Source organism: Nostoc sp., from assembly GCF_036919575.1.
Lineage (GTDB): Bacteria > Cyanobacteriota > Cyanobacteriia > Cyanobacteriales > Nostocaceae > Nostoc.
On sequence record NZ_JBALBY010000131.1, the window covers coordinates 60091 to 72228 of the forward strand.

Here is a 12138-nt window from a genome sequence, read left to right on the forward strand (position 1 = left end):
TTGATGGCTACATCATACACGCACCTGGAAGAAGTGTCTTCCAAGACGCTGTATCTTAATATTGTTATTTTTATCGAGATTCGGCTGGTGTCTGAACTAGTTTTTCAAGATATTCCCCAAGTAGAACTATTGCAGTGTTTAGGACGCGGATATCTCAAACAAAACCTGCTGCGGGCAATTCGGTTGTGGGTGTGGCTACGATCGCTCTACGCTGATAATCAAGACCGTGTAGTTTTAGATGATTCTTTCTCTTACGCAAACTGGCGCGATGCATTCTTTACTCCCACACATCCTAAAGGAGAAGAAATTCCTCTAATACATGACTCTGATTGCCCCTGTATCAAAACCACAGCTCAATGGTTGTTTAATGAAAAAACCGGAATAGTTGCTAGCCAGTGGCAGAAATCAATACTTGCTTACACTGGTATCGATGCATCGGCTTTAGACAAACTGTTGCAGCAGCGTTTGTTTGGCGTAACTCGGCGTTCGTTGCAAGCTGATTTGGAAATTCTCGCTCAACTGGGTTGGCTGGTATACAAATACCAGAAATATTACCGAGTGTACGAGTTTCCACCACGTCCCATAACTGCTAAAGATGACGTTACCGCTACCAAAATTGGTGCTTACGAATTGAACTTCATGCATGAAGATTTAGCAGCGATCGCAGAATATCATTCTCAAAAAATCAATGGTGTTCAACGCTTTTTTTTGAAACTCGATTATGTGATTCCCCATAGTACCCTGGATGCAGTTGAGGATTTGGAATGCGAGTTAAGACAACTTTGGGCTAAAACTCCAGTTCCACCGATTGAACTAACTTATGGTAGTGCCAGACTTAGGGATAAGGTTGATTGTATCGTTTATCCCGTATGCATCTACTACGTACAGAGGGCAGTTTATCTGTGTGCCTATGGTCAAAGCCCGCAAAAACAAAGTGATTGGTATAACTTTCGCCTTGACCATATTCAAAGTATGACTTGTTTAGAGTGGACAAACCTCAAACTACCTTTAAATCTACTACGGGACTATCAAAAGACATCTTTACCTACTCCAGATTATATTGCTTTAGAAATGTCTAAAGCTTGGGGATTTGATTTCTACTTGCCTTCGCAATTGATGTTACTGCGATTTGAGAGAGAGTTTTGCGATCGCTATATTAAAGGCACTGAACGCCACGAAACTTTTAAAGAAATCAGTTACGACGAAGTAAAGCGTCTAATTCAATGTGAAATCAAACAGCCTCAACAACAGCAGGCTTTACTAACAATTCTTAGCAAGCGATCGCCAACAGATGCTTACTATCAAGTATTCATCCGCTATCAAGATCACCAACACAGAGACAATAACATCGTCATGCGTTTACGAGCATGGCAACCAAAAGTTGAAGTCTTAACACCTTGGGATTTGCGACAAAGTTTTGCTGTTGATATCGCCACCCAATTTCAGATGTATCACAATTAACAATCAGTATGACAATACCAAAATTGACCGAAAGATTTGAAGCAGCACTAGTCTACGCAACCCGTCTCCATGCCAGCCAAACCCGCAAGATTAGCGGTATTCCTTACGTAGCTCACTTACTGAGTGTAGCAGCATTAGTACTAGAAGCTAGAGGAACTGAAGAAGAAGCGATCGCAGCTCTTTTGCACGATAGCATCGAAGATCAAGGCGGAAAATCCACTCGTGAAGAAATACGTCAGCGTTTTGGGGAGATAGTCTTAGCAATAGTCGATGGTTGCACAGAGTGGGATACACCACCCAAACCTCCCTGGCTAGAACGTAAACAGCGATATTTAGAAAACCTGCGCGATGCTTTGCCCTCTGTTCGACTAGTATCTCTAGCAGATAAATTACATAATGCTAGGTCTTTGCTTGCTGATTGGCAACAACATGGTGATGTCATCTGGGCTGATTTTAGCGCTGGGAAAGAGAAAACTTTGTGGTTCTACCAATCTCTAGTGCAGGTTTATCAAGAAACAGGCTCTGATTGGATGACAAAGGAATTAAAACGGGTTGTTAGTCAATTGTGCCAGGACAATCTTGTTTAAATTTTTCAATCCTATTTGAAAATTTGTTTGTCGAAACTTCGAGCCATCCATATATAATGACGACGATATAGAATGTTTCAGTCCCCGTGAGGGGATTTTGTGAGTAGAAACTTTGTGGAGTGTCACTCGTTACGGTGCAGCCGAAGTAGAGTTTCAGTCCCCGTGAGGGGATTTTGTGAGTAGAAACTTGGACTTAAATATGGATGCCCAACCATTACTGGTTTCAGTCCCCGTGAGGGGATTTTGTGAGTAGAAACCCCACCAAATCGAAGCTCAAAACATCTACAAGCTTGTTTCAGTCCCCGTGAGGGGATTTTGTGAGTAGAAACTCCCCTGGAAGCTACGACTAATCAAGAAGAGTATCTTTTAGTGTTTCAGTCCCCGTGAGGGGATTTTGTGAGTAGAAACGTCAGAACTATCTGTTGATGCTCGTAGACGAAAATGTTTCAGTCCCCGTGAGGGGATTTTGTGAGTAGAAACAATTTTAAATTATATCCGCGCAGCGGGTAAACGCATGTTTCAGTCCCCGTGAGGGGATTTTGTGAGTAGAAACTTTTAATTTATGTAATCATGAGCAAAAAGCAAGAAGATGGCAGTTTCAGTCCCCGTGAGGGGATTTTGTGAGTAGAAACTGATAAAAATCAATTTTTTAAATCAATTTGATAAAAAGTTTCAGTCCCCGTGAGGGGATTTTGTGAGTAGAAACCTGGGGCGATATGGCGAAGGCGCGTGTTGGTAATTTTATGTTTCAGTCCCCGTGAGGGGATTTTGTGAGTAGAAACCATCCTGGTAAAATTTCTCAAACCACTCAATCAGGGTTTCAGTCCCCGTGAGGGGATTTTGTGAGTAGAAACTTTTCAGGAATGCTCACATCTGCCGACATGGATTTGTTGTTTCAGTCCCCGTGAGGGGATTTTGTGAGTAGAAACGGCAATATTGGTCAGCCTCGTGGAAAAATGTCCACAAGTCATGTTTCAGTCCCCGTGAGGGGATTTTGTGAGTAGAAACTTGATTAGCAAACTAACTTTGCCTCAGTTAGTATATTGTTTCAGTCCCCGTGAGGGGATTTTGTGAGTAGAAACGCGGCCCTGGCAAATTTGCGGACGACTTTTTAATTGTTTCAGTCCCCGTGAGGGGATTTTGTGAGTAGAAACTTATCTGTCAAGCAAAAATATAAAAAGCAGTGAAAGTTTCAGTCCCCGTGAGGGGATTTTGTGAGTAGAAACCGCTCCATGCTGAAACTCTTATGGAGCAAGCTTCCTGGGAAGGGTTTTGACGGATCGAAAATTTTGGTCATTTTCAGCCACTCTTATTGCAAGTAATTTGCAACTTCCCGAATTATTGAAACGCTGTAATTATTTACTTGTCAAGGTTCTGGCGATTTTGGCAGATCCCCCAGGGTTTTAGCCCCCGCTTCGACTTGCCAAACATCAAGCTGATTACCTAATCATAAGACGCCTATCTATTATTGTCTAGAGTTTCTAGAATTTAATTTAACATTGCCCAACGTTTCATTAATAGCCGTTATTAATAACTCATTTAGAGGGATTCCGGCTGCTTTAGCCATAGAGGAAATCACACTTTTGGGGGCAAAAGAACAATACAACCCGGCTTCTAAGAACCAAGGTTGTCCTTTTGGGTCGATGGGGAAGTCAAATAAACTGTAGTGACGACAACCCAAAGCCTGATGACACTTCTTAGCCACTTGCTGAACCTTTTGGGTGATCGGGTCCTTTTGGATTTTAGATTATAAATCTAAAATTCGGTGATATCCAGCAGCCAAACCATATCAAACATCTCGGCAATTATACTGAGCCTCCAAGACAATAAATATTAATAATATATACATAAATATTGTCAGGATGCTAAATATGTCAGATTTACCGCTTCAGTGCCAAAATTTGAAAGAGCAGGTTGAGTCGATATTACAACTTTTACAGCAAGAACCAGCGCTACGTTCCCAAGATATTACACCTATACAAAGTTCCTTAAGTAAGGCAATTTCTCCCAAGTTTGAGATTGTGTTTGCGGGTGTGTTTAGTGCTGGGAAATCAATGCTAATCAATGCATTATTGGAGAGAGAATTACTCTACAGTGCAGAGGGACACGCTACAGGTACAGAATGCAAAATTGAGTATGCAGAAGTAGATAAAGAACGTGTTGTTTTGACGTTTTTAAGTGAAGCAGAGATTCGGGAACAAGCAGTTTCTTTGTGCCAGCAGCTAGGATTTAAGACAGTACCTAATATCAACCAAGCTGATGTAATTAACTTGCTACGTCAAGGTTGTGAAGTGATTATTCAGCAGGAGGGTGGTGAGAGTAAATCAGAACGTGCAAAACAGGCGAAAGCGTTAATCTTGTTGCTAGAGGGATATATAGCAAACCGCGATCGCATCAACACGGTTAATAATGCTACATACTCGATGGAGCAATTTAACTTTTTTAACCTGAAGGAAGCTGCTGGATATGCCCGCCGTGGTAGTAATAGTGCAGTATTGAAGCGGATAGAATATTACTGTAATCATCCACTGCTAAAAGATGGTAATGTTATTATTGATACGCCGGGTATCGATGCACCAGTAGAGAAAGATGCACAGCTAACTTATGCTAAAATTCAACATTCTGATACTTCGGCGGTGGTATGTGTGCTAAAACCGGCTTCGGCGGGTGACATGACAAAAGAAGAAACAGAACTTTTGGAATTAATGCGGGAGAATGGGGGAGTACGCGATCGCGTCTTCTATATCTTCAATCGCATCGATGAAACTTGGTACAATACCGAACTCCGACAACGATTAGATGATTTAATTAGTGGGCAATTTCGCAATACAAACAAGGTTTATAAAACCAGTGGATTATTAGGTTTTTACGGTAGTCAAATTAAACAGACAACTCAACGAGATAGATTTGGTTTAGATTCTGTTTTTGCAGAGAATCTTAAAGGTTTAGATGGTAAAGAAGAAACACCACAATTTGTCTATGCGTTTAACAACTATTGTGTAAATTCAGGAAAGCTGTCTTCCACTAAATTCCGTGTCTCTGTTAACGCCTTTGAAACCCCAAATGAAAATTATGTGCGGATTATGGGAGATTGGGGAAATGAACTTATAGAAAAGCTAATTCAAGATAGTGGTACTGAGGAATTTCGCACAGCGATCACTCGATATCTTGCTGAAGAAAAGCGTCCACAATTGTTTAAAAATCTTGCTGATGACTTGGAAGATGTTTGTATTAAACTGAAAAAACATTATCAGAGTGTACAACGTAATTTAGATAGTCAGCCCCAAGAAATTGAGACTATGAAGGCGCAAGAGTTGCAACGCCTAAATCAGCAACTCCAGCAAATTGGGAAAGAATTTAATCAGCATATCACAGAAGAAGTTAACCAAATAATTAATAATTCCTGTGATGCTTTTGAAGCAGATTTTAAGCAATTGCAATCACGAATGATTCGCCGTCTAGATGAGTTACTAGATAGTTTTTCTGTAGCTGATGCTTATCGACGTGCAACCATCAGCCATCCTCGCAACGCTACCGCGCCTTTAATTGCTATTTTAGTAGAGGCATTTTATTACTTAGCAAATCAATTAGAAGATATATTGATTGAATCTTCTCAGCAAGTAGTTGCAAATTATTTCCAGAGGTTGATTGAAAAGATTCGCAAGTCAGAATATTATCGCCAGTTATATCGTTTATTAGATCATGATGGCGGAATTGAACAACAGATCAGAATTTTAGAAAAAGGAGTTACTCAAGCATTGGTGAGTGCAGCTAGTGTAGAGTGCGATCGCTTTGTGCGAGAAAGTCCCAGATTTTATGATGAAGGCACTTTTTCTATATATCAATTTCGCCAAACTTTATTACAAACTTCTCAAGGTTACGACGCTGAAAGTATTGTAGAAGCAGAGCCAGCAATTAGGCAGTTATTGAAGTTAGATTTTGAGCCAAAAGTATCCCAAACTATTCGTAAATCTTTCCGTCAAACCATCAACCAAACCTTGAAAACTCAGTTGTTACCAATGGCAGATCAGCAAGCGGATGAAATTTTGCAGCTATACCCGCAGGCGCGTGCTTATTTAGAGAAAACATTGGAACAAGAGGCTGAAGAAAAAATTGCGAATAATCGCCGATTATTGAGTGTTGTTGAAGAAAATATGGAAGCATATAACTCAGCAGCTTCTAGTATCAATAGTTGTTTACAGGCGATGCAATTATATGACCATTTTTTGCCTGTAATTGGTAATGCAGATTATGGTACCCCTGGTTTATTAGACGCTGATGGTAAATTTGCTATTAATGGGTTAGTTAATGAGGTAGCAGAAGTTTAGTATTAATGTCAGTTAAACACAGATAATTTTGGATTTTTGTAGCTTGTAGTTAGTAACTTTCGCGGTGTCCAGATCCCCGACTTCTTTTAGAAGTCGGGGATCTAACTTTTTATGAATGATTTAGGCGTTGCTATAACCTATTAAAATTCGTTACTATCCCAATCCCTAATCCCCAACTCAATGATTATGACTATCAAACGCCGGGAATTTCTTACAACCTGTGGACTAGCTACCTTAGCCACCCAAATACCAGCATTTAGCGCCCAAGGTAAGCTATCTCCAAACACCATCCGCAAGCCACCCCGCCTGCAAGTGGGCGACACCGTAGGATTAATCGCCCCTGCGGGTATCGTTGATGCCAAAGACATCGAAACAGCGCAGCAATCAATTTCACAGTTAGGGTTAAAAGTCAAGCTGGGGGCACATATTTTAGATCGTTACGGCTATTTAGCAGGTAAAGATAGCGATCGCGCTGATGATGTAAACTTGATGTTTAGCGATCGCACCATAAAAGCAATTATTGCTATGCGTGGTGGTTGGGGTTGTAATCGCATTTTACCTCTACTCAACTACTCGCTGATCCGCTCCCATCCGAAAATTCTCATGGGGTACAGCGATATTACGACGCTGTTGTTAGCAATTAATGCCCGTAGTCAAGTGATTACTTTTCATGGGCCAGTTGCTACGTCTACTTGGAATCAATTTACAGTGGATTACTTCAAGCGCATCCTATTTAATGGTGAAGCGGTGACGATGCAAAATCTCAACCCTAGCGAAGTGCGAGTGGAGGCGATCGCACCGGGAAAGGCGAGAGGTAAACTTGTGGGTGGAAACTTATCAGTACTATCAGCAATGGTAGGTTCGCCTTATCTACCTTCCTGGAACAAAAGCATTCTGTTTGTGGAAGAAATTGGCGAGGATGTTTACCGTATAGATAGGATGCTGACACAGTTAAAAACTGCTGGGATACTTAATCAAATTGCTGGCTTTATCTTTGGGCAATGCACTAATTGTAGTCTTGGAGATGAACCGTCATTTACCTTAATGCAAGTATTGCAAGATCATATACTTCCTTTAAGGATTCCTGCTTGGTATGGTTCAATGATTGGTCATATTAAAGATAAATTTACCTTGCCAATCGGTGTGGAAGTGGAAATAGATGCTGAACTTGGGATAATACGAATGTTAGAGGCGGCTGTCAGTCTTGTTTAACGTGAGTTCGACAGGTTGTATCTTATCTGTCTAATTAGCCATTATAGAAACCATTTGACATCTTTCTTATGAGGTTTTGAATTAAGGTACTCCTCAGCATCTAAAATCCAAGCAGTTACGTATGAGGGGTTTCTACTGAAGCTAGAAGCATTTATTTTTGCATTTACTCTGAAACAAGCGAGGTATATTTATTCAAAGAAATGCGATACGAGTTTATCAACTTCTTTGGTTATGAAAAATTTATCAACGTTTTTATGAACAGGGACACTCATGTAGCCGTTGTCTACGATCGCCTTTAGTCATCTACAATTTGTAGGTGACACAAATAACGTAATCACAAGGTTTCCAGACTTAAATTCTGAAAATTAAAGAAAAAAATCATCACTAATTGCCTAAAAAGTCCGGTTTTTTTGGCCTTGTGATGATAAATAAAAATAATAGCGTTGAATGTCATGCTTCCGATCGCTAAGGATTACTGAAATTCTTCGCTGCTTTCATGATGACTACTGAACATCAAATTTTTGCTGGGGATGCTTCTTTACCACAAAAAAGTAGATGGAGCTACATCAAAAGGCTGAACTACAAAACTTACTCTAGTACAGCACGGCGTAAATAAGCCACCCATTTGTAATATCTGAAACCCTTGCTAAAACGTAATTACGAATTACGAATTACGAGAAGTGGTACTAGATGTATTTGTAAAGATGTCACGCTATCTAGGAGCAAATTTTAAAGGAATTGTAAAAGACTTGGTGCCATTTTGGCAGGTTTCTACCCAAAATATGGGATATTAGTAGATTGTACAAATCTTTATTGTTATTTACACATCAGTTACTATCTACCGAAAGCTGCTAAGACCAAGTAAATTTGACACAGATAAGTTTAAGTAATTCATGAAGTAGGAAATAATACATGGTATTATCACTGTCTTCTCATAACGTTATCCAGTATCTGCAAGACGCGGGTCTGTGTAGCTCAGAAGATGGCGCATCAGATAAATCTGAGTTGCCAGGAAGTAGTAAGAACAATTTCGATTTACTAGTGACTCTAGCAGATAATCGTAAACTGCTCGTTAAACAAGAACGTAACGTTAATAATAATGACGCGCCGCCTCATGAATTGTTTCAGGAGTGGCTATTTCACCAGTTGCTCCAGCAGTTTCCAGTTCTCGGCAATATTTCAGCGATCGCACCGTTGGTAGTGCATTTTGACGAAGAAAATTCTATCCTCGTCCGCAATTACCTGAGTGAATATCAAGAGCTTGCGATATTCTACCACAACAATGAGATTTTTCCACAAGAAATTGCTTCTGCGATCGGCACTACTTTGGCGGGACTGCATCGCGCAACCTTCAACCGCCGAGAATATAAGGATTTTATGGCAACTGCTCCCCAAGGAGAGTTTCGCTATGGCTTTTACAATCCGGCGCAAGGGGTTGGCTCAATTGAGCCGGAGATTTTTGGGACTGTTCCCACAGATGCACTGAAATTCTATGTTCTCTATCAACAATACGAGAGTTTGGAATCTGCGATCGCAGATTTGGCATCTAACTGGAATCCTTGCTGCTTGACTCACAACGACCTGAAATTGAACAACATTTTAGTTCATTCCAGGTGGGAGAAACTAGACAATTGTCTAGTACGACTAATTGATTGGTCAGCTTGTTCTTGGGGAGATCCAGCTTTTGATTTAGGAACTTTATTAGCAAGCTATTTAGGAATTTGGCTCAAGAGTCTGGTAGTAGACCCCACCATTGAGTTAGAAGAATCTCTACATTTAGCGTTGACACCGTTGGAGATTTTACAACCTTCAATTATTGCCCTAATTAGGGCTTATATAAATGCTTTTCCCATGATTTTGTCATACCGCAGTGATTTTATTTCGCGCGTTATCCAGTTTGCGGGACTGGCACTGATTCATCAAATACAGGAGATGATTACGTGTCGCAAATACTTTAATAATGCTGACATTTGTATGCTCCAAGTTGCTAAAAGTTTACTCACTATGCCGGAGCAAGCTGTGCTGACTATTTTCGGGATATCAGAGTCAGAAATCCATAAACTTCCTCAACCTGTAAAAGAGCCGCAGTTACTTCGCATTTATTACGAAAAAACTCGGCTTCGCGGTTGTTAATGGCAGGGAGCAGAATAATTTGAAGAAGAACACAGAATACAGAATTCAGAATTCAGAATTCAGAATCAATCAACCGCTAACTTCTCTATTGGACATTGCTAAGAATATCCAGATTGAGTCAAATTTTTGTATTTACCATCCTAATTATCAACCCTTTGCTCTGCCGAATAAAATAGCCGATAGATTTCAGCACAATTCTGTAGATTTACAACAGAAGTATCTCACTCTATTGCTGCGAAACTTTCTCTATGGAATCTATTACAATGGCTCGCTGCAAAGTACTTTAGTGGTCAATACTAATAGTACTAATCGCCCGCCAAAGCATAATTTAGCAGATAATTCCATTTTGGAGATTGATTGGAACTTTTACGAACAATTGCACGCCAGTAATCAGGGACTAGGTTACTTTGACCCGCAATGGCAGGTATTGCGGAAAGAACCTGATGGGACGATGGCGGTGACTAAAGGCGGTTTAACACTTTATGTTGAGCCAGACTGCCATCTAGAATCTAGTCAGAAATCTACGAAAGTGGGTGAGATGGTAGCAATCTGGATGCCCAAAAATCGTCTGCAAAATGGCTGTTATTTGGCAGTTAGTAATGTTGGACAGGAACGCCAGAGCAACCCTGATGCTGATTTGGGAGCAGGGCGAATTTACTTTAATTTTACGGCATTTGGTGCGATCGCTCTCATGGAAAGCTTGACACTGCGATTGAATGCAGCCTCGATTCCCTTTAGCTTTCAGGTTCTCCACAACCCTTCTGCATACGGACGCTATGATTCCGGGCTACTCTACTTTGAACTCCCCGACTATCCAGCAATCCGCGCAATCCTTCAGGTTATTTATCCAGAAAATCAATCCCATTTTCAGCCCGAAATTCCTTTGTTTACCAAATTTTTAGCACCAGGGTTAGGTTTCGCCGAAGAACCAACCCAAAAATTTGCAGCACAAGAAAGTTTTGGGATGAACCGTTGCCAAATTGTCGCTAATGCTTTGTTAGAAGCTTGGCAAAAAGGTAAGAATACGATGGAGGAACGGATGAGGGTTATTGAGCAACACTTTACGCGACACCTAATAGATTTGCGGCGTCCTTATCTCAATCCCAGTTCTGAGGATATATATAAGCCGTTAAATTGATGGGGAGTGGGGAGTGGGGAGTGGGGAGTGGGGAGTGGGGGATGAGGGAGATGGGGGAGATGGGGGAGATGGGGGAGATGGGGGAGATGGGGGAGATGGGGGAGATGGGGGAGCAGGGGGAGAGTTTCTGACAAATGACCAATGACAAATGACAAATGACAAATGCCTAATGCCCCATTCAAAATTCTACAATTACTGGCACATGATCGCTGGGTTGGGTTAATTTTCTGGGTGCGACATCGATGATGCAACTTTTAGCACGTTCATATAGTACGGGTGTGAGATAGTGATGGTCAATCCGCCAACCTAAGTTGCGACGGAAGGCGGCGGCGCGATAATCCCACCAGCTAAAATTTCCGCCTTCTGTAGTGAATTTGCGAAAAGCATCGGCAAATCCCAGTGCCAGAATAGCTCGTAAGGCTTGGCGCTCTGCTTCTGTTGCCATAATGTGATTTTCTGTACTCACTTGCTCGTGAATATCTTTGTCTTCCAGTGCGATGTTGAAGTCTCCACACACACAAATTTTAGGTTCTGACAGGACGAGCAATCGCAAATACTCGTGTAGCGCTGTCAACCAGCGCAGTTTGTATTCGTATTTTTCAGTTCCGACTGCTGCGCCATTGGGAACATATAAGTTCACAATCCGAACACCATCAATTACACCTGTAATCACCCGCTTTTGGTCATCCCATTCGTGGTGTAAATCTGGCAAAATCGCCCGAAACCCACTACTTACGTCTAGGAGTGGCTGGCGGCTAATCAGAGCTACACCGTTATAAGATTTTTGTCCTGATATATAAAGGTTATAGCCTAACTGCTCAAAAGGCGATCGCGGAAACTCGGCATCCACAACTTTGGTTTCTTGCAAGCAGAGAACATCAACAGGATTTAGGGTTAACCAATCGATAACCTGTTCAAGGCGAGTGCGAATTGAGTTGACGTTCCAAGTAGCGATTTTCATTCGTTAGTTATCAGAATTTTTGTAAATTACTAATTACACATCATGTAATTTTTGTACAATTACTTAATACTTATAATTTCTGTTCCATTTCCCAATTACGTTTAAACTAAGCTTTAATGACTTGATCCCATTCAGTATTTTAGTATTCTCAGCTACAAATTCTCCCATTTTGTAAGTTCTGCTACAAAAGATTTTACCTGATTATGATCCCCAAGACAGATGCAATAAGTAATCGATTAGCGATACGGTTATAAATGTAGCTCAGGGTTCACTTTTGCCGATAGTCGGTTAGATTTGTCGGTAGAAATTTTGGGGTAC

The 12138-nt window shown here is 41.0% G+C and carries 8 protein-coding genes, 1 pseudogene and 1 CRISPR repeat array; of the genes and pseudogenes, 6 read left to right on the forward strand and 3 right to left on the reverse strand.

Going from position 1 to position 12138, the window contains the following annotated elements:
* Nucleotides 1-3 precede the first annotated feature (3 nt).
* Together V7K27_RS35815 and V7K27_RS35820 are read left to right on the forward strand one after the other, a co-directional pair.
* Nucleotides 4-1461 (forward strand): TIGR03985 family CRISPR-associated protein, encoded by a 1458-nt coding sequence (locus tag V7K27_RS35815; RefSeq protein WP_442947678.1) that lies wholly within the window; start codon nt 4-6, stop codon nt 1459-1461.
* A gap of 8 nt (nt 1462-1469) precedes the next feature.
* The gene (locus V7K27_RS35820) at nt 1470-2048 is read left to right on the forward strand and encodes an HD domain-containing protein (protein ID WP_334953613.1); all 579 of its coding nucleotides are present in this window, start codon (nt 1470-1472) and stop codon (nt 2046-2048) included.
* A 74-nt stretch (nt 2049-2122) separates the two neighbouring features.
* Nucleotides 2123-3274: a CRISPR direct-repeat array (repeat unit 37 nt; unit sequence GTTTCAGTCCCCGTGAGGGGATTTTGTGAGTAGAAAC).
* Between the two features lie 239 nt (nt 3275-3513).
* Here V7K27_RS35820 and V7K27_RS35825 read toward each other — a convergent pair.
* Nucleotides 3514-3780 (reverse strand): annotated as a pseudogene (locus tag V7K27_RS35825) (D-alanine--D-alanine ligase family protein); the annotation flags it as partial.
* A 139-nt stretch (nt 3781-3919) separates the two neighbouring features.
* Here V7K27_RS35825 and V7K27_RS35830 point away from each other — a divergent pair.
* The 4 genes from V7K27_RS35830 (at nt 3920) to V7K27_RS35845 (ending at nt 10859) form a co-directional block, all read left to right on the forward strand.
* The gene (locus V7K27_RS35830) at nt 3920-6376 is read left to right on the forward strand and encodes a dynamin-like GTPase family protein (RefSeq protein WP_334953614.1); all 2457 of its coding nucleotides are present in this window, start codon (nt 3920-3922) and stop codon (nt 6374-6376) included.
* Between the two features lie 186 nt (nt 6377-6562).
* The gene (locus V7K27_RS35835) at nt 6563-7588 is read left to right on the forward strand and encodes a S66 peptidase family protein (protein WP_334953615.1); all 1026 of its coding nucleotides are present in this window, start codon (nt 6563-6565) and stop codon (nt 7586-7588) included.
* 912 nt (nt 7589-8500) lie between these two features.
* The gene (locus tag V7K27_RS35840; protein ID WP_334953616.1) at nt 8501-9721 is read left to right on the forward strand and encodes a phosphotransferase family protein; all 1221 of its coding nucleotides are present in this window, start codon (nt 8501-8503) and stop codon (nt 9719-9721) included.
* Nucleotides 9722-9740: 19 nt separating this feature from the next.
* The gene (locus V7K27_RS35845) at nt 9741-10859 is read left to right on the forward strand and encodes a T3SS effector HopA1 family protein (RefSeq protein ID WP_442947679.1); all 1119 of its coding nucleotides are present in this window, start codon (nt 9741-9743) and stop codon (nt 10857-10859) included.
* Here the strand turns inward: V7K27_RS35845 and V7K27_RS35850 are convergent.
* Entirely contained in the window at nt 10851-11021 is a 171-nt protein-coding gene (locus V7K27_RS35850; protein ID WP_334953617.1) for a hypothetical protein, read from the reverse strand. The two genes, V7K27_RS35845 and V7K27_RS35850, sit on opposite strands and share 9 nt — an antisense overlap.
* A gap of 16 nt (nt 11022-11037) precedes the next feature.
* Nucleotides 11038-11820 carry an exodeoxyribonuclease III gene (gene xth / locus V7K27_RS35855; protein WP_334953619.1) on the reverse strand — a complete coding sequence of 261 codons (783 nt, stop codon included), beginning with the start codon at nt 11818-11820 and terminating at the stop codon, nt 11038-11040.
* Nucleotides 11821-12138 lie beyond the last annotated feature (318 nt).

What these genes read in the sequence shown, in the direction of transcription:
- V7K27_RS35815 (WP_442947678.1), top strand. Translation starts at nt 4, where the DNA reads ATGGCTACATCATACACGCACCTGGAAGAAGTGTCTTCCAAGACGCTG.
- V7K27_RS35820 (WP_334953613.1), top strand. Translation starts at nt 1,470, where the DNA reads ATGACAATACCAAAATTGACCGAAAGATTTGAAGCAGCACTAGTCTAC.
- V7K27_RS35830 (WP_334953614.1), top strand. Translation starts at nt 3,920, where the DNA reads ATGTCAGATTTACCGCTTCAGTGCCAAAATTTGAAAGAGCAGGTTGAG.
- V7K27_RS35835 (WP_334953615.1), top strand. Translation starts at nt 6,563, where the DNA reads ATGACTATCAAACGCCGGGAATTTCTTACAACCTGTGGACTAGCTACC.
- V7K27_RS35840 (WP_334953616.1), top strand. Translation starts at nt 8,501, where the DNA reads ATGGTATTATCACTGTCTTCTCATAACGTTATCCAGTATCTGCAAGAC.
- xth (WP_334953619.1), bottom strand. Translation starts at nt 11,820, where the DNA reads ATGAAAATCGCTACTTGGAACGTCAACTCAATTCGCACTCGCCTTGAA.